The organism is Streptomyces sp. NPDC041205, assembly GCF_055591765.1.
Genome location: NZ_JBVIZH010000001.1, coordinates 968,688 through 987,116, shown reverse-complemented (window position 1 = coordinate 987,116; position 18,429 = coordinate 968,688). Strand labels below are relative to the sequence as shown.

Annotated in this window: 13 protein-coding genes and 1 tRNA gene; 10 read left to right on the top strand and 4 right to left on the bottom strand. The window is 73.3% G+C overall.

Going from position 1 to position 18,429, the window contains the following annotated elements:
• Positions 1-24 precede the first annotated feature (24 nt).
• Positions 25-201, top strand: a complete 177-nt coding sequence (locus tag ACZ6BG_RS04360; RefSeq protein WP_468996726.1) for a hypothetical protein — start codon at positions 25-27, stop codon at positions 199-201.
• A gap of 3 nt (positions 202-204) precedes the next feature.
• On the top strand, positions 205-438 hold the full coding sequence (locus ACZ6BG_RS04355) for a hypothetical protein (protein ID WP_016643127.1): 234 nt from the start codon (positions 205-207) through the stop codon (positions 436-438).
• Here ACZ6BG_RS04355 and ACZ6BG_RS04350 read toward each other — a convergent pair.
• Positions 417-1,715 (bottom strand): glycosyltransferase 87 family protein, encoded by a 1,299-nt coding sequence (locus ACZ6BG_RS04350; RefSeq protein ID WP_468996725.1) that lies wholly within the window; start codon positions 1,713-1,715, stop codon positions 417-419. The two genes, ACZ6BG_RS04355 and ACZ6BG_RS04350, sit on opposite strands and share 22 nt — an antisense overlap.
• Positions 1,716-1,829: 114 nt before the next feature.
• Between ACZ6BG_RS04350 and ACZ6BG_RS04345 the strand changes: the two genes are divergently transcribed.
• Positions 1,830-1,902, top strand: a tRNA-Ala gene (locus ACZ6BG_RS04345).
• 202 nt (positions 1,903-2,104) lie between these two features.
• Here ACZ6BG_RS04345 and ACZ6BG_RS04340 read toward each other — a convergent pair.
• Positions 2,105-3,697, bottom strand: a complete 1,593-nt coding sequence (locus ACZ6BG_RS04340) for an NADH-ubiquinone oxidoreductase-F iron-sulfur binding region domain-containing protein (RefSeq protein ID WP_468996723.1) — start codon at positions 3,695-3,697, stop codon at positions 2,105-2,107.
• A complete protein-coding gene (locus ACZ6BG_RS04335) occupies positions 3,694-5,145 on the bottom strand; it encodes a cytochrome b/b6 domain-containing protein (RefSeq protein WP_468996721.1) in 1,452 nt (483 codons plus the stop codon). Before ACZ6BG_RS04335 ends, ACZ6BG_RS04340 begins: the two co-directional genes overlap by 4 nt.
• 415 nt (positions 5,146-5,560) lie before the next feature.
• Between ACZ6BG_RS04335 and leuS the strand changes: the two genes are divergently transcribed.
• The 6 genes from leuS (at position 5,561) to ACZ6BG_RS04305 (ending at position 16,468) form a co-directional block, all read left to right on the top strand.
• Positions 5,561-8,482, top strand: a complete 2,922-nt coding sequence (gene leuS / locus ACZ6BG_RS04330; protein WP_468996719.1) for a leucine--tRNA ligase — start codon at positions 5,561-5,563, stop codon at positions 8,480-8,482.
• Between the two features lie 455 nt (positions 8,483-8,937).
• Positions 8,938-9,729 carry a hypothetical protein gene (locus tag ACZ6BG_RS04325; protein WP_468996716.1) on the top strand — a complete coding sequence of 264 codons (792 nt, stop codon included), beginning with the start codon at positions 8,938-8,940 and terminating at the stop codon, positions 9,727-9,729.
• 139 nt (positions 9,730-9,868) lie between these two features.
• Positions 9,869-10,714, top strand: coding sequence for a DegV family protein (locus tag ACZ6BG_RS04320; RefSeq protein WP_468996715.1), 846 nt, complete (start codon positions 9,869-9,871; stop codon positions 10,712-10,714).
• A 598-nt stretch (positions 10,715-11,312) separates the two neighbouring features.
• Positions 11,313-12,260 (top strand): ComEA family DNA-binding protein, encoded by a 948-nt coding sequence (locus ACZ6BG_RS04315; RefSeq protein WP_468996713.1) that lies wholly within the window; start codon positions 11,313-11,315, stop codon positions 12,258-12,260.
• A 113-nt stretch (positions 12,261-12,373) separates the two neighbouring features.
• Positions 12,374-15,316 carry a ComEC/Rec2 family competence protein gene (locus tag ACZ6BG_RS04310; protein WP_468996711.1) on the top strand — a complete coding sequence of 981 codons (2,943 nt, stop codon included), beginning with the start codon at positions 12,374-12,376 and terminating at the stop codon, positions 15,314-15,316.
• 270 nt (positions 15,317-15,586) lie between these two features.
• Positions 15,587-16,468: a YceI family protein gene (locus ACZ6BG_RS04305; protein ID WP_468996709.1), complete on the top strand. Its 882-nt coding sequence runs from the start codon at positions 15,587-15,589 to the stop codon at positions 16,466-16,468.
• 99 nt (positions 16,469-16,567) lie between these two features.
• Here ACZ6BG_RS04305 and ACZ6BG_RS04300 read toward each other — a convergent pair whose 3' ends face one another.
• Positions 16,568-16,813 carry a hypothetical protein gene (locus ACZ6BG_RS04300; protein WP_468996707.1) on the bottom strand — a complete coding sequence of 82 codons (246 nt, stop codon included), beginning with the start codon at positions 16,811-16,813 and terminating at the stop codon, positions 16,568-16,570.
• A 215-nt stretch (positions 16,814-17,028) separates the two neighbouring features.
• Between ACZ6BG_RS04300 and holA the strand changes: the two genes are divergently transcribed.
• Positions 17,029-18,015, top strand: a complete 987-nt coding sequence (gene holA, locus ACZ6BG_RS04295; protein ID WP_468996704.1) for a DNA polymerase III subunit delta — start codon at positions 17,029-17,031, stop codon at positions 18,013-18,015.
• The last annotated feature ends 414 nt before the right edge of the window (positions 18,016-18,429 follow it).

Sequence of the window (18,429 nt, the reverse complement as noted above, 5' to 3'; positions counted from 1 at the left end):
TGACCCGACGGGAGGGAGAGCGCGATGCCTGCGAGCATCCTCGAAGAGGCCGGGGGCCTCTTCGAAGTGGCGGACATACAGGTCGGCGATGCCGCGCTCCTCCACTGCCCTTCCTGCGGTTCGGCCCACGTGGCTCAAGTCCTCGGTGACAACGGCGGAGTCAGTTACGTGTGCACCGCCTGCGGCCACAGCTGGAGCTGATCGATGGGTGCACACAGGCGTAAATGCGACTGGTGCGGCAGCGGTACGCCGATCGTCCGCGACATGGAACCGGTCAACCCGGACTACCAGTACTGGTGCGAGGAGTGCGCGCGGGCGCTGATCATAAAGGGCGACCCCATCGAGACGTACCGCGAACTCGAAGGCGAGCCGATCTACGGCCGCCTGCTCGACGAGCACTGCACCCTCAAGCGCTTCTACTCGTTCGCCACCGCCTGAGGCGCCCGCGAGCGCCCGAGCCTCCCGCGCGGCCGCCCCGGCCTCCCGCGCGGCTGCCCTGATCCCGTGCGCGGATACCCCAGAGCGACGGCCGCGGCGACGGCGAGGAAGCCGACGGCGGCCAGCGGATAGCTCGCCGACAGCGTCATCTCGCCAAAATCCTGGGCGAGTTCACGCCGCCCATGGCCGTGCGGCACCCACCACAGCGCGTACGAGCAGAACACCAGCGCAAGGCCGCCCGTCACCGCCCACCGCCCCCGGCCGCCCCACCGCGCCGCACGCGTCCACAGCAGCAGCGCCATCGGCACGCACCACACCCAGTGGTGCGACCACGACACCGGGCTGACGAGCAGCGCGGTCGCCGCGCAGGCGACCGCGCCCCAGGCCCGCTCCCCGCGCGCCGCCGCGGCCACCGCCACGGCGAGTCCGGCCACGCAGACCACCACCGCCCCTGCCGCCCACCAGGCGCCCGGTTCCGGGGTGTGCAGCAGCCGTGCGAGCACCCCGCGCACCGACTGGTTCGCGGTGTTCTCCGCCCGCCCGGCCCTGCCCGCCTCGAAGACCACCCGGGTCCAGAAGTTCCGGGAGTCCTCCGGCAGCACCACGGCCGCGGCCAGCGTCGCCCCCAGGAACGCGGCGGCGGCCACGCACGCGTGCCGCACGGCGGGCCGCCACGCGTCCCGTCGTACCCCCGCCACGGCACCCGCCAGGAGCAGGAAGAGCGCGAACAGCCCGGGCGTCAGCTTGATGGCCGCCGCGATCCCGATGCCCACACCCGCCCACCGGTGGTCCGGGCGCCGCGTGAGCCCCCACAGCACCAGCACGGCGAGCAGCAGATTCACCTGCCCGTAGCGCAGCGTCGTCCACACCGGCTCCGCCCAGACAGCCACCGCCGACACCCACAGAGCGGTCTCCACGCGCGCGTACCGCCCCGCTCCGACCAGCTTCAGGGACAGCCGCACGAAGGCGAACAGGAGCAGCAGGTTCCCGAGCGTGGCGAGCGGGCGCAGGTCCGCCGGCTCCAGCAGCGTCAGCGGCGTGAACAGCAACGCCGCGAACGGCGGGTACGTCATGGGCAGGTCGTACGCGGTGGCGCGCATCGCGTACAGGTCGGCGCCCGAACGCGCGGCCTGGCCTTCCGCGCGGTAGACCATCAAGTCGATCATCGAGACGTCGGCCGCGCGCTGCGCGGCCCAGAAGAGGACGAAGGAGAGCAGGCACGCCCCGGCGGCCAGGGGCACACGGCGGCGGATGACGGCGACGGCGATCACGGACACGAGGCCGGACCGTAGTGACCTCGGGTGTCCGGGACGGAAACGATTTGGTGGACCACGGGGGTGACCGTGTAATGTTTGCGGAGCCGCCGGGGAAACCGGGCGGAGCAGCAACAAGGGGCTATAGCTCAGTTGGTAGAGCGCCTGCATGGCATGCAGGAGGTCAGGAGTTCAATTCTCCTTAGCTCCACAGCAGATGAGCGGGCCACCCGGATCGGGTGGCCCGCTCTTTCGTGTGCCCTGGGTCTTTGCGGGGTGGGCTCGGGCCCGTACGGGGTGGGCTCGGCCCGTACGGCGAGGATCTGAGCCCGTCCGGGGAGAGCCTGGGCCTGTACGGGGAGGACCGGGGCACGCACCCCAGGCTCTCCCCGTACAGGCCGCTCAGTCCGTCCTCACCGCCCGCTGCCCAGCGCCCTGCGCCCGCGGCCCCGCGGCAGCATCGGCAGGCCCGCCGACGGCGCCCGCGCCGGGATCGCCGCGGGGGCCTCCTCGATGCGCAGGGCCAGTGCCGGGCAGCGGCGCACCGCGCGCTGGGCCCGCGCTTCGGAGTAGCGCGGCACGGCGGCCTCCGCGACCGCGGGGAAGCCGTCCGGGCCCAGCTGGATCAGCTCGGGCACGATGTCCGCGCACAGGCCGTGGCCCTGGCACAGCGTCCAGTCGACGGCGAGCTTGCGGCCGCTCGACGCCTCGCCCTGGGGGCTGTCGTCCTGGAGCGGCAGGACGCCCGCCACGGGGCGCCCGCACCCGTCGCCCAGGACATGCGCGGCGAGATCGTCCGTGAACGCCGCGATCGTCGACTCCAGGAACGCCGCCGAGCCGTCCGGATGCTTGCACGCACCCCGCCGCTTCACTGCCCGCGTCACCTCGCGCAGTGCCTCCAGGGCGGTGGGCCCGCCACCGTCCAGGACGTCGGCGAGGCCCCGTGCGGCGGCCGGGAGCCCCAGGTAGCAGGGCCCGCACTGTCCGGCGCTCTCCGCCGCCAGCCAGTTCGCCACGTGCAGCGCCTCGCCCAGCGGACACGTGCCCGGGCCGAGCGGCAGGATCGCGCCCGCGCCGAGCGCGCCCCCGCAGGCATCCAGGGCCGCCCGGGACACGACCGCGTCGTGCGCGGTGACCGCGTCCAGCCACTTGCCGTGATAGCCGCCCGTGAGGACACCCTGCGGCAGCGGGGGAGCGCCGGCGAGCTGCAGAACGTACCGGAGGGGCACGCCCGTTGGGACCTCCAGGACCATCGGCCGGGCGACGGCCCCGGAGAGCGTCAGGAGCACGGTGCCCGGCTCGTCGCGCAGGCCGGTGCGCCGGTAGCGCTCCGCGCCGATGCGGGCGGCGACGGCCAACTGCGCGAAGGTCTCCGCGTTCGACAGGAGCGTCGGCGCGCCGCCCACCCCGGAGTCGGACGTGCGCACCTTGCGCCCCGGGGGCAGCGGCGGCCCACCGTCCGCGGAGCGCACCAGGGCCGAGGACTCGCCGGTGACCATGCGCACGGGATTGCGCTGCACGCGCGCGCGGAGGACCGACCCGCGCCGGTTGCTCAGTCCGCGCTCGGCGAGCGCCGCCTGCATCGAGGCCTCCGTGGAGTCCCGGGTCACGCCGACGACGAGCGTGCGCGCGCCCAGCGCCTCGGCGGCGAGCAGCGCGCCGTCCAGGATGAGGTGCGGGGCGCGGTTGATCAGCACGGTGTCCTTGCGGCACGCGGGCTCGTCCTCGCTGCCGTTGATGACGACCACAGGGCGCACGCCCCGGCGGATCGCGGCCTCGGCGACGGCCCGCAGCTTCTTGGCGAACGGGAAACCCGCGCCGCCGCGGCCACGCAGCGAGATCTGCTCGGCCAGCGTGGCGAGCTGCTCGCCCGCGATGGGTTCCAGCGGGCCGTGCACCTTCAGGTGCATGGCCAGGTCGAGCCGCTCGACCAGATCGAAGCCCGAGGTCAGCAGCGGAAGCCCGACGACGCGGACTTCGGGGACATCGGGCAGTGACGCGTTCACTTGCTGCCTCCGGTGGACGCGTTCCAGGGTTCGCCGCTGCTGGGCGCCTGGAAGGGGCCGGGTAGCTGTTGGGTGGCGGGGCCGTCGTCGTACACGGGGTCGTGCGCGGGGCGCACGGGATGCGCGGGGTCTTGCACGGGCGGGTGGTAGGCGGGCTGCGGGCCGGTGTCGTACGAGGCGCCGTACGGGTCGGTGTCCCCGGAGCCGAAACCCCTGTCTCCGTAGTCGTGCTGGGTGTCCTGGGAGTCGCGGCGGCCGTCACCACTGCCTGTGGGCCCGTAACCGGCGTCCAGGGAGTCGTATCCGCTCGCTACGGAGTCGTAGTCGTTGTCTACGGAGTCGTACGGCAACGGGGCCGAGGGGGCCTCGGCGGGAGGGGGCGGGGAGGGGGCCGGCCAGCGGGGGGTCATGGTGGGCAGGACCTCGGTCGGCTGGAGGTCCAGGGGCAACGACGAGTCGGGCCCCGAGGGGGCGGCCAGCGCGCGGTAGGCGGCGGCGATGCCGACGACCGGGGGCTGGTCGGCCGAGGTGGCGGCGCGGCCCGACGAGGTGCCGGGCAGCGGCGCCGACGCGGTGTCCCGGGTGGGTGCGGGGGTCTCGCGGCGGGCGCGGTCGGGCGCGGGCCGGGCGTCGGGCGCGGGCCGGGCGTCGGGTTCGAGGAGGGCGAAGATCCGGGCGGCCACCTTGCGCTTGACCGGACGCGGCGCCGCGCGCAGCGCCACCGCTCCGGCGACCGCGATCAGGCACAGGCAGTACAGGGCCACCACCCACGGCTTCGGCGGGCGGCCCGCGTACAGGCCGTGGATCAGGGCCGCGCACCAGGCCGGGTAGGCCAGCGTGTGCAGCGCCCGCCACCGGGACGCGACCTGGACCGGCGAGGCGAAGGCGCTGCGCAGGGCACCGGTGACGCTGGTGGTGATCATCAGGAGTCCGGCGAGCGAGCCCAGGCCGATGAGCCCGTCGCCTCCCGTGAAGCCGAGCCCGAAGGGCACCAGGGCGCCCACCGCGGACACATGGTCGAGGGCGAGCTTCACGGTGCCGTGCAGCAGCAGGAAGCCCACGGACGCGACCGCCGTGGCCCGGTGCACGGCCTGGGCGAGCAGCCGCTGGCGCGAGCGCAGGAAGAGCCGGTCGGAGGCGACCAGGCCCCACATCACCGACGCCGTCAGGGAGACCAGCGACAGGACGCCGGTGGTGAAGTCGAGAGCGGCGCGGAAGTCGTCGCCGCCCGCGAACACGAGCAGGGGTATCAGCAGCAGCGCGGCCGTGGTGACGATGCCGCGGGCCGCTCTGCCCGGCGCGCGGAAGGAGGGAAACGCCGGTGGTGCGGGCGGCGGGAAGGGCGCGGACGCCGGGGCGGAGCGCCGCGGCGAGGGGGAGCGCCGCGGCGGCGTCGCGGGCGACGGGGGGCTTCCGCGGCTCTTGCGGTGCGGGTTCAGAGGGTTCATGGGGGCGACTCCGAAATGGTTCGGTCGCCGCATGCTAAGTCGAGCCATACCGATGGGTACGTGGTTTGAGTTATTGCGTTGTTATCAAAGCGCGACTCGATCTTGGTGTTGCCCCGATAGTGGTCGGTACGCGGAGTAACCCTTGGCCAGGGGTGGGGTTCCCGGGCTCCCCGGGGATGCGCCACGGCTCTCCGGGGGATACGGACAAAGCGCGTGGCCCGGCTCCGAAGCGCTGCGGTACCCTGACGCCATGCGTGCCGTACGCCTTCTGCTTAGCGGGCCGCGCTGATCAGTCCCGACCGCCCAGTGAGCGCGGTCGGAATCGGCGCGGCGTCCCCTCCTGTGCGAGGGGCATTTTTATTTGGCCGTCCGGTCATTTCCGCAGGCAGAGACGATCGATGGAGCTTTGAGGACCATGAGCGAGACGAATTCCTCCGCCACTGCTGAAGGCGCGGCGGGCGCGGGAGGCGCCCCCGCCGCCGAGGCAGCCGCCCCGCACCGCTACACGGCAGCCCTGGCGGCCGAGATCGAGGCACGCTGGCAGGACTTCTGGGACGCGAACGGCACGTACGAAGCACCCAACCCGAGCGGCGACCTGGCCGGCGACCCGGCCCTCGCCGCGCGCCCCAAGAAGTTCATCATGGACATGTTCCCGTACCCCTCGGGTGCGGGCCTGCACGTCGGCCACCCCCTGGGCTACATCGCCACCGACGTCTTCGCCCGCTTCCAGCGCATGACGGGCCACAACGTCCTGCACTCCCTGGGCTTCGACGCCTTCGGCCTGCCCGCCGAGCAGTACGCCGTGCAGACCGGCACGCACCCGCGCGTGTCCACGGAAGCCAACATCGAGAACATGAAGGCACAGCTGCGCGCCCTGGGCCTTGGCCACGACAAGCGCCGCTCCTTCGCGACGATCGACCCGGACTACTACAAGTGGACCCAGTGGATCTTCGTGCAGATCTTCAACTCCTGGTACGACGACGAGGCGAAGAAGGCCCGCCCCATCGCCGACCTGATCGCCCAGTTCGACAGCGGTGAGCGCGCCGTACCGGACTCCACGCGCGCGTGGAGCGCCCTGGACGCCCAGGAGCGCGCCGACGTCCTGAGCGGCTTCCGTCTGGCGTACGCCTCCGACGCCCCCGTCAACTGGTGCCCGGGCCTGGGGACCGTCCTCGCGAACGAGGAAGTCACCGCCGACGGCCGCTCCGAGCGCGGCAACTTCCCCGTCTTCAAGGCCAAGCTGCGCCAGTGGAACATGCGCATCACCGCCTACGCCGACCGCCTGCTCGACGACCTGGACGCGCTGGACTGGCCCGAGGCCATCAAGCTGCAGCAGCGCAACTGGATCGGCCGCTCCGAAGGCGCGCGCGTCGACTTCCCCGTCGGCTCCGAAGGCGACGCCATCACCGTCTTCACCACCCGCCAGGACACCCTGTTCGGCGCCACCTACATGGTCCTGGCGCCCGAGCACGAACTGGTCGACACCATCGTCCCGGCCACCTGGCCCGAAGGCACCCACGACGTGTGGACGGGCGGCCACGCCACCCCCGCCGAGGCCGTCGCCAAGTACCGCGCCTTCGCCGCCGCCAAGTCCGACGTCGAGCGCCAGGCCGACGCCAAGGAGAAGACCGGCGTCTTCACCGGCGCGTACGCGACGAACCCCGTCAGCGGCGAGCAGGTCCCGGTCTTCATCGCCGACTACGTCCTGATGGGCTACGGCACCGGCGCCATCATGGCCGTCCCCGCGCACGACTCCCGCGACTTCGCCTTCGCGCGCGCCTTCGAGCTGCCGATGCGCTGCGTCGTGGAGCCCGCCGACGACCGCGGCACCGACCCGTCCACGTGGGACGACTCCTTCGACTCCTACGAGGCGAAGATCATCGGCTCCTCCGGAGACGACGTCACCCTGGACGGCCTGGTGGTCGTCGAGGCCAAGGCCCGCATCACCGAGTGGCTGGAGCGCAAGGGCATCGGCCGGGGCACCGTCAACTTCCGCCTGCGCGACTGGCTGTTCAGCCGCCAGCGCTACTGGGGCGAGCCCTTCCCGATCGTCTACGACGAGGACGGCGTGGCCCACTCGCTGCCCGAGTCCATGCTGCCCCTGGAACTCCCCGAGGTCGACGACTACAGCCCGCGCACCTTCGACCCGGACGACGCCGACACCCAGCCCGAAACCCCGCTGTCGCGCAACGAGGACTGGGTCAACGTCACCCTGGACCTGGGCGACGGCGCCGGCCCGCGCCGCTACCGCCGCGAGACCAACACCATGCCCAACTGGGCCGGTTCGTGCTGGTACGAACTGCGCTACCTGGACCCCCACAACGACCAGCAGCTGGTCGCCCCCGACGCCGAGCGCTACTGGATGGGCCCCCGCGAGGGCCAGCCCACCGGCGGCGTCGACCTGTACGTCGGCGGCGCCGAGCACGCCGTACTGCACCTGCTGTACGCCCGCTTCTGGTCGAAGGTCCTGTTCGACCTGGGCCACATCTCGTCCGCCGAGCCGTTCCACAAGCTGTTCAACCAGGGCATGATCCAGGCCTACGTCTACCGCGACAGCCGCGGCTTCCCGGTGCCCGCCACCGAGGTCGAGGAGCGCGACGGGAAGTTCTTCTTCGAAGGCGAGCCGGTCAAGCGCGAGCTGGGCAAGATGGGCAAGTCCCTGAAGAACGCCGTCACTCCGGACGAGATGTGCGAGGAGTACGGCGCCGACACGCTGCGCCTGTACGAGATGGCGATGGGCCCCCTGGACGTCTCGCGCCCCTGGGACACCCGCGCGGTCGTCGGCCAGTACCGGCTGCTGCAGCGCATGTGGCGCCTGATCGTCGACGAGGCCACCGGCGAGCTGACCGTCACCGACGCCGAGCCCGACGAGGACACCCTGCGGGCGCTGCACAAGGCGATCGACGGCGTGCGCCAGGACCTGGACGGCATGCGGTTCAACACCGCCATCGCCAAGATCACCGAGCTGAACAACCACCTGACCAAGGCGACGGGCCCCGTGTCGCGCTCCGTCGCCGAACGCCTGGTGCTGCTGGTCGCCCCGCTGGCCCCGCACATCGCCGAGGAACTGTGGCGCAAGCTGGGCCACACCGACTCGGTCGTCCACCAGGACTTCCCGGTCGCCGACCCCGCGTACGTCGTGGACGAGACCGTGACCTGCGTCGTGCAGATCAAGGGCAAGGTCAAGGCCCGCCTGGAGGTCCCGCCCGCCATCTCCGATGAGGAACTGGAGAAGGCGGCCCTGGGGGACGAGCGCGTGGTCGCCGCGCTGGCCGGCGCGGACATCCGAAAGGTCATCGTGCGAGCGCCGAAGCTGGTGAACATCGTTCCGGCGTGAGGGGCGATTCGGTCTGACCGGGGTGGTGTGGTCGGGCCGAGCGGATCGGCGGAGCAGGTCGGCGGAGCCGATCGGTGAGCTGACCGGCTGAGCTGATCTGTCGGGCCGACTGGTCCGGCGCGGTCGGTGAGCGGCGGGCCCCCAGGGGCCCGCCGCTTTTGGTCGTGGCGGGTCGGCGGCGGGTCGGCGGCTGCATGGCGGCGGGCCGGGGCGGGTAGCGGCTGGCCGCCGCGGACCTGGGTGACCGGTCAACTGCGGGTCGGGCGACGCGCATCGGGGTAGTCCCCTACGGGCAGCTTGGGGGTTCCGCTGGAACCCTCAGGAGGCCTGCTGCGTTTACCGTGGAGGAGACGGAGAGATCGGCGCCGTCGGCATCACCTCGCACCACCCCGCACCACCCCTCGCACCACCCCGAACCGCCGGGGACCGATTCGCCGGGCCGAAGGAGAAGCATCGTGGAAGCCGTGATCGCAGTGGTCGCGCTGCTCTTCGTGCTGTTCCTGGCGTTGGGAGCGTATGCGGTGGTCAAGGCGGTCGGCGCGGCCCGCCGCGGCATGGACCGCACGATCACGCAGGCCCGCCGCACGGTGGAGGACACCACGCTGCGCGCGCGGACCTTCGCCCAGCCAGGCGCCGTCGGTGAGCTGGCCCAGCTGCGGCTGCGGCTGCGCACCTCCATGCGGGCCACCCAGGACTCGCTGCGCGCGGGCGTCGCCGAGGACTCCTCGCTGCACGAGTCCCTGGCGCTCTTCCAGCGCCTGAGCGCCCACGGCCACGAGCTGGACGACGACCTCAAGCGCCTGGAGCGGGAGCCCGACCGCATCGAGCTCAGCCAGCGCCTGCCCGCCCTGAAGGAGCGCACCGAGCAGATCGTCAAGGCCGCCGACTCACTCCGCTGGGCGGCCCGCGACCGCGCCCACAAGTTCGCGGACGACGACCTGGACCTGCTCAGCGAGCAGATCGACATGGAAGCGGGCGCGCTGCGGCACTGGACGGCCGGACCGTCCGACGACCAGCCCCTCACCTCCTGGTCCGACCCCGCGACGGCCCCGCGGACCGACCAGGCCAAGACCGCGTCCGACTCCGCGGCGGCCGACCTGAACAAGCCGTCCCGGCCGGGGGAATCCGCCCGCGCGGCCGACGGGGACCGCGCCGCCCAGGAGCCGACCAGGCCCGCCATCACGCCGCCGGCACCGCAGCCGACGTACCCCTGGCAGAAGAAGCCCAAGCCCGAGAGCACCACCTGACCCGCGGGGCCCGCCGCCAAGGCCACGGCCGGACCGCCCCTTAGGCATCCCCGGAGCCCCGTCGGAGCACGTCGCCCCCGTCGCCCGCGTGCAGGGGTCGGACTGCCGCACCAGGGTTCCTGCGGGTAATCTCCAGCTCATGTCCCGCCATGTCGCGATCGTCACCGATTCAACGGCCTACTTGCCGCAGCGGACGATGGAGCGGCACGACATCACCGCGGTGCCGCTGACGGTCGTACTCGGCAATCAGGCACTCGAAGAGGGCACCGAGATCTCCGCCCGCTCGCTCGCGCTGGCCCTGCAGAAACGCCACCCCGTGACCACCTCGCGCCCCAGCCCCGAGGTCTTCGCCCAGACCTACCGCAAGGTCGCGGAGGCGGGCGCCACCGGCATCGTCTCGCTCCACCTGTCGGCCGAGTTCTCCGGAACGTACGACGCCGCCGTCCTCGCCGCCCGCGAGGCACCCGTGCCGGTCCGCGTCGTCGACACCGGCATGGTCGCGATGGCCCTCGGCTTCTGCGCCCTCGCCGCGGCCGAGACCGCCGACTCGGGCGGCACGATGGACGAGGCGGTGTCGGCCGCGGAGAAACGGGCCGCGGCGACGTCCGCGTACTTCTACGTCGACACCCTCGACTACCTGCGTCGCGGCGGCCGCATCGGCGCCGCCCAGGCGCTCCTGGGCTCCGCGCTCGCCGTGAAACCGCTGCTCTCGCTGGACGACGGTCGCATCGAGATGCTGGAGAAGGTCCGCACGGCGTCGAAGGCGATCGCCCGTCTGGAGGAGATCGTGATCGAGCGGGCCGGGGCGCACGAGGTGGACATCGCCGTGCACCACCTCGCGGCGCCCGAGCGCGCGGCGACCCTCGCGGAACGCCTCCGGGACCGTGTCCCGGGCCTCGTCGACCTGCACGTCAGCGAGGTGGGCGCGGTGATCGGGGCGCACACCGGGCCCGGGCTGCTCGGGGCTGTGGTCTCGCCTCGGTGAGGTGGGGTGACCTGGTCCCGGTGAGGCGGTCTCGTCTCGGTGGGGTCTGGTCTCGCCTCCGCGTGGGCGAGGTTCACTCGTGCGAGTGACGGTGTTATCCACAACTGCTGGGTAATCCCCGGGAATTGAGCAAGATCAACAAGTTTCCGTGGCGGTGCCTAGCGTTTTCGGCATGGGACTTGGATCAGCTTCGGAGACGGTAAGCGGCGGTGCGGTGGGCTCGCCGGGCGACGGCGCGGCAGGCTCGCTGGGCGACGGTTCGGCAGGCCCGACGCACAGCGGCCCGGGGCGGGCCCCGGGCTCGGGCGGGCGCGCACAGGAACACCGCGTGGCCGTGGGGCACGCGACGCGACGCCACGCTCGGCGCCGGGCCCGACGCAGGCGCGCGGCGGCGGAGGCCATGCGGCTGCGGGCCGAGGCGCTGTTCGCTGAGCCGGGCGTGAGGGGAGGAGGGCGGGGGCGGGCTCCGACGTTGCCTCTGGCGCCTGTGACGCCCGAGCGTGGGTGGCGTCGAACTCCCGATTGGGTTGGGAGTGTTGATGGTTGGAGTGGTGGGGGTGCTGGGGGTGTTGTGGACCCGGCGGGCCCGGATCGCCGGGTGGACCCTCTGGACGCGGTGGACGCGGTGGACGCGGTGGACGCGGTGGACCGGACGGGCCGGGTGGGCCCCGTTGGTCCGGTGGACCCTGCGGGAGAGACGGGTGCGGCGGCGGAGGAGGGTTCCGGGGCCGATGCCCGAACGGGGCCGTCGTGGCGGGTGCGGGCCGGGCTCGCCGTACGGGAGAGGCTGCCGCTCTGGCTCCGATTGCGGTGCGGCCTGGAGCGGCGGAGCGTCATCGCGCTCGGCCTGGTCCTGACCGTGGCCGCGGTCTTCGCGGCGCAGCACTTCTGGACCGGGCGGACCCAGCCGGTCCGGGCACCGGACGTGGTGGGCGAAGCGGCGGGGCCCGGCGGAGAGCCAGGACCATCACCGTCGCCCGGGACGCCGCCCGCGCCCGATGGAGGGCTCCCACAGGGCGCGCCGGGCGACGCCACCGGTGCGGGGAGCGGCGCGGGCGCGGCGGCAGGCGTCGTCGTGGACGTCAGGGGCAAGGTCCGCAGCCCTGGTGTGCAACGACTGCCGGGAGGCTCCCGCGTGGCCGACGCGCTGCGGGCGGCGGGCGGGGTCCGCCCCGGTACGAAGGCGGACGGGCTCAACCGGGCTCGGCTCCTCATCGACGGCGAGCAGATCGTGGTGGGCGGCCCCGTCCCACCGGAGCCGGGCTCCGCGCCAGCCGTCCCACCGGGGTCCGGCCCCGGACCGACGGCCGGGGGCACGGCGGCCGGGCTGACAGGGGGCGCCGGCGCGGCGGCAGGACCCGTCGGGCTCAACACCGCCACCGCCGAGCAACTGGACACCCTGCCGGGGGTGGGCCCGGTCCTGGCGCAGCACATCATCGACTACCGCACGGAGCACGGGGGATTCCGCTCGGTGGACGAACTCCGGGAAGTGAACGGCATCGGCGAGAAGAGGTTCGCCGATCTGCAGAACCTTGTGCGGCCATGAGGCGCACGGGGATGGCGACGAGGCGGATGGCGGGTACGGCGGCGAGGGACGCGAGGGCGGAAGCGAGGCGCGAGGGGACGAGGGGTGCGGCGACGAGGGGTGCGGCGACGTTCATGAGGCGCCGGGCGACCACCCCCGGCGGGCCTGATGCCCGCCCCAGCGCGCCCGACCGGCATCAGGACGGCCCCTCCGACCCACGCCACCACGACTCTGCCGACCCGCGCCACCACGCCCCCGCCGCCCCGCGACAAGAGGGCCCCGCCGACCTTCGCCTGGTGCCACCCGCCCTCGCGGCCTGGGCAGCGGCGGCCCTCGCGCTGGACGCCCCACCCCGCGTGGTGGTCGGCGCGGTCGTGGTCTGCGTGGCGGTGGCCGGAGCGCTTCTGGTGACGTGGACCGCATGGGGATGCGGGGCCGGGCAGGCCCGCGCCGGGGGTGTCCACGCCCCGACGGGAGGGCGCGCCCCCGCACGAGTAGGGGAAGGCCACGCCGGAGCAGGGCGCGCCGACGTCCAGGGAGGCCGCGCCGACGCCCAGGGAGGGCGTATCCGGACCCAGAGAAGGGGCCGACTCGCGTGGGGCCGGGTGAGTGTGGCCGCGATCCTGCTGTGCGCCGCGGCGTCGGCTGCCTCAGCCGGGCTGCACGGGGCGGACCTGCACCGCGGCCCGGTACCCGAACTCGCAGAGCGATACGCCGAGGTGACGGCGGAGGTGGAGGTGACATCGGACCCACGCCGTACGCGCCCCCGGGTGACCGGCGACCGCGCGGCTCCGCCGTCCATCGTGCTGAACGGGGAGGTCGTCCGAGTCAAGGAAGCCGACGGTACGACGAGCGGGACGCGGGCGCCGGTGCTGGTCATCGTGCGCGAGGAGAGGAAGGAGGAGAAGGAGACAGGCCAGCGGGAGAAGCCGGGAGAGAGGGGCGACGCGGGCTCGGGGCAGGGGACCTGGCGGGCGGATGACGGACGTGGCCCGGACACTGCTTCCGGTGATGTCGGCCCGGCCGGAGTCGGCGGCCCATCGGAAGGCGTACGTGCCGGGGCCACGGACGTGCGGCCGCGAGGATCGCCGTGGCTGGACCTGTTGCCGTCCACGCGGCTGCGGGTGCGCGGAAGCCTCGCGGTGCCGTGGTCGGACAGCGAGCGGATCGCGGCCGTCCTGCGGGTGCCGGAGGGGCGGGCGCCGCAGGTCGTCGAGGCGCCGTCGGCGACGCAGCGGTTCGCGGGGGACCTGCGGGCGGGGCTGAGGGAGGCGACGGACGGGCTGCCGGATGATGCCCGCGCGCTGTTGCCGGGGCTGGTGATCGGGGACACCTCGCGGGTGCCGCCGGACCTGGACGAGGCGTTCCGAGCGACCGACCTCACTCACCTTCTCGCGGTCAGCGGAGCGAACCTCACCATCGTCCTGGCGCTGCTCATCGGGCCGCCCGGCACGGCCCACCGGGCGGAACGGCGCGGGCTCGCGCCGAGGTTGGGCATCCCGCTACGGACGACGGCGCTGCTCGGCGGAGGGCTGACGCTCGGGTTCGTCATCGTGTGCAGACCGGAGCCGAGCGTGCTGCGGGCGGCGGCCTGCGGTCTGATCGTGCTGCTGGCCATCGGCACGGGCCGGCGCAGATCACTGCTGCCCGCGCTGGCCACGGCGGTGCTGCTCCTGGTGTTGTACGATCCTTGGCTGTCGCGGAGTTACGGCTTCCTGCTGTCCGTCCTGGCGACGGGGGCGCTGCTCACGCTGGCGCCGAGGTGGAGCGCGGCGATGCGACGGCGGGGCGTACCGGGGCGGCCGGCCGAGGCGCTGGCGGCCGCGGCGGCGGCGCAGGCGGTGTGCGCGCCGGTCGTGGCGGTGCTCGCGGCGCGGGTGAGCCTGGTCGCGGTGCCGTGCAACCTGCTCGCGGAGTTCGCCGTCGCGCCCGCCACCGTGCTGGGGTTCGCGGCGCTCGCGGTGGCGCCCGTGGCGATGCCGGCGGCCAAGGCGCTCACGTGGTGCGCGAGTTGGCCCGTGGGCTGGATCGCTGGAATCGCCCGGACAGGGGCGGCGCTGCCAGGGAACGGCATCGACTGGCCGGGCAGTTGGAGCGGCGCGTTGCTGCTCGCGATCGTCACCGTCGCCGTGGTCCTGGCCTGCCGCAGGCTCGCCCGGCATCCGTGGCTGAGTGCGGGATGCGTGCTGCTGCTCCTGCTGACGGTCGTTCAACCCCCGCCGCTCACCCGGGTCATCGCGGGCTGGCCGCCGCAGGGGTGGCGTCTGGTGATGTGTGATGTGGGGCAGGGCGACGCAACCGTGCTCGCGGCGGGCGGGGGCGCCGGGGTGGTCGTCGACGCGGGGCCCGATCCCGTTCTCGTCGACCGGTGTCTGCGCTCGCTCGGCGTCACGCGGGTGCCGTTGATCCTGCTGACGCACTTTCACGCGGATCATGTGGCGGGGCTGCCCGGGGTGCTGCGGGGGCGGTCGGTGGGGGCGATCCAGACGACGGGATTCCAGGAGCCGTCGGGGCAGGCCGAGTTCGTGCGCGGACAGGCGGCCGCGCGGGGGATTCCCCTGACGCGGGCCGTCGCAGGGGAGCGGAGACGTGCCGGGCCGCTGGAGTGGCAGGTGCTCTGGCCGCCACCTGCTCCGGGGGTGCGGCCGGAGGGGCCGAACGACGCCAGCGTCACCCTCCTCGCCCGGGTCGCGGGGCTCACCCTGCTCCTCCTCGGCGACCTGGAACCACCGGCCCAGCGGGCCCTGTTGCGCACTCCGGCGGGCGCCGCGCTGCCACGGGTGGATGTGCTGAAGGTCGCGCATCACGGGTCGGCGTACCAAGACCCGTTGCTGTTGCGACGGGTGGGACCACGGCTCGCGCTGGTCTCGTGCGGCGAGGACAACCCGTACGGACACCCCTCGCCCCGGACGGTCGCGGCGCTGCGTGCCGGGGGCGCACAGGTGCTGCGGACAGACACGAGCGGCGCCATCGCGGTGACCGGAGGGCGGGCCGGGGCGCGGGCGCAGCCACCGGGGAGAGGCCCGGCTGCGGGCGAGGACGAGGCGGCCGAGCTGGGGGTGACGACGCGCAGGTGAGGTGGGGGCGGGGCGTCGCCCTGGCCGTGTGGGTGAGGCCAGGGCGACGGGGCGGGGGGAGGGGAGGGGGAGGGGGAGCCCCCCGGAGGGGAGGGGAGGGGGAGGCGAAGTGGGGCGGAACTGTTAATTGGGGCTAGCGGGACAGTGCAGGCGCTCCCGGTCAATTCCGCAATGTTCTTGTTGAAGTGGTTGCGTTTGCATCGAATGCCGCAACGGTGATCGAATGCCTTTTTGTTGCAGGTGTTGTCAAGGTGTGCGGGGTGTGTCGCAGTGTTCGGCCGTTGGCTGGGAAACCGTTGGGGCCGGGGCGGGCGGTCCGGGCCGCTGTCGGCGATGACGGTGCCGACCGGCGCGGGGGTGCTCAGTTGCCGGGTGCTCGATCCCGTCAATGAGGCGGTGCGGCACGCGGAGCTTTCGGTCAGCGACACCATGGGCCGCAAGATCGTCAGTGGTGGGACGGATCCGTTCGGGTCGTTCGTCGCGACGGTTCCGGCGGGGGAGTACCGGCTCGCGGTGTCGGCGGAGGGGTTCACGCCGTACCGGGCGAACGTCACGGTGGGCGAGGGCGCGCACGCGTCGATGGGAGATGTGACGCTGCAGGTGGCGCCGCTCCCGGGGCTGCCGGAGTCCGGGGACTGGGACATCGACCCGATGCACTCCTCGATCGCGTTCACGGCGCGGCACATCGGGCTCGCGCGGATCCACGGCCGGTTCAACACGTTCGCGGGGGCGATACGTCTCGCCGAGCGGATGGAGGACTCCGCGATGCATGTCGTGATCGACGCGTCCTCCATCGACACGGCCGTCAAGATGCGCGACGACCATCTGCGGTCGAGTGACTTCCTGGACGTGGCACGGTTCCCGACGATGGAGTTCTACAGCGACAAGTTCGTGCACAAGGGTGGTGCGCGCTGGGCGATCACGGGCGCCCTGTCGCTGCACGGTGTGACGCGGACGGTCACCCTGGACACGGAGTACCTGGGGGTCGGGCACGGGCTCGAGGGGGAGACGCGGGCCGCGTGCCGGGCGACGACCGAGCTGCACCGCGACGACTTCACGATCACGTGGCAGACGATGCTCGCCCGGGGGATCGCGGCGGTCGGCGCCAGCATCACCATCGAGCTGGACATCCAGGTCCTGCCCAAGGCCTGACCCGAGGCTCGCCGCTCCCTGCTCCGCACCGACCCGGCGGACGCCTGCTCCGCACCGACCCGGCGCACACCTGCTCCACGCCGACCCGTCAGACAAGGCCTAGGGTGCCTCCAGCCAACCCTCGAACTCGGCCGCCAGCGCGTCCAGTTCCTTCGGGTCGAGGCGGCGCTCGGGGTCCTCGACGACCACCAGCCACTGGGCGTCCTCCGCGTCGTCCTCGCCGGCCAGTGCGTCCCGGACGAGCTGGGGTTCGTCGGGGATGCCGAAGCGGTCGGGGAGCTCTTCGGCGAGCTGTTCCGCGGCGTCGCGGTCGGGCAGCACCAGGACATGTCGTACGTCGGTCACCTGCCCATTCTCCGATACGGCGACGTCGGGCTGCGCCCCGCGTCCGGCCCGGTGGTCCCGGCCCCCCGCCCTCGGACCCGCCCGGTGGTCCCGGCCCCCCGCCCTCGGACCCGCCCGGCGGTCCTGGCCCCCTGTCCTCGGCCCCGCCCCCCGCTGCGCCCGCCGGATGCCGCCTCGACCGGAGCTGTCAGTGGTGCGTGGGATGCTTGACCGCGATGGCCAGGAAGAACGCAAACGACAATCCGCTCGCTCCTGTCACGGTCGCCGTGGGGCAGGAGGACCTGCTGCTCGACCGCGCCGTGCAGGAGGTCGTCGCCGCCGCGCGGGCCGCGGACTCCGACACCGACGTCCGTGACCTCACCCCCGACCAGCTGGGGCCCGGCACACTCGCCGAGCTGACCAGCCCGTCGCTGTTCGCCGAGCGCAAGGTCGTCGTCGTACGCAATGCGCAGGACCTGTCGGCGGACACCGTCAAGGACGTGAAGGGGTATCTGGGGGCGCCCGTCGAGGAGATCACCCTGGTGCTGCTGCACGCGGGCGGGGCCAAGGGCAAGGGGCTCCTCGATGCCGCGCGCAAGGTGGGGGCGCGGGAGGTGGCCTGCCCGAAGATGACCAAGCCCGCGGACCGGCTGTCCTTCGTGCGGGGTGAGTTCCGGGCGCTGGGGCGGTCGGCGACGCCCGAGGCGTGCCAGGCCCTGGTCGACTCCATCGGCAGTGATCTGCGGGAGCTCGCGTCCGCCGCGGCGCAGCTCGTCGCGGATGTCGAGGGCACGATCGACGAGGCGGTCGTCGGGCGGTACTACACGGGGCGGGCGGAGGCGTCCAGCTTCACGGTGGCCGACCGGGCCGTGGAGGGGAGGGCGGCGGAGGCCCTGGAGGCGCTGCGGTGGTCGCTCGCGACCGGGGTCGCGCCCGTGATGATCACTTCCGCGTTGGCGCAGGGGGTGCGGGCGATCGGGAAGCTGTCGTCCGCGCGGGGTGGGCGTCCCGCTGATCTTGCTCGTGAGCTGGGGATGCCGCCGTGGAAGATCGATCGGGTGCGGCAGCAGATGCGGGGGTGGACGCCGGACGGGGTTGCTGTGGCGCTTCGGGCCTGTGCGGAGGCTGACGCGGGCGTCAAGGGGGGTGGGGACGACCCCGCGTACGCCTTGGAGAAGGCCGTCGTCGCCGTTGCCCGGGCGGCTCGGCTTCGCCGGGGGTAGGTTTTCCCGCTCTGGGGGGCGGTGTGGGCACCGCCGGGATGGTTCGTGGGGGTGCTCGCCGTTGCGGCGGGATTTTCTTTCCCCCGAGCCCGCCCCTTCCCGAAACCGGGGCTCCGCCCCGGACCCCGACAGCCCCCGCCCCTTCCCGAAGGCCCGGCGACCCCGCCCTTTCCTGAAACCCGAAGCCCCGAAGCCGACCCGAAGCCCCGAAGCCGACCCGAAGCCCCGAAGCCGACCCGAAGCCCCGAAAACCGAAGAACCCCGCGCACCACCCTGGGGAAGGGCAGCGCACGGGGTCTTCGGTTCAAGCTCTTCAAAGATCCACACCCGCGTGGCGAACGCAGGCCGCGTGTGGATCGGGGTGCCGGTCGGGAGCGGATGAGAGAGGGCCCGCTCTGGTCCTCCCGGCGGTTA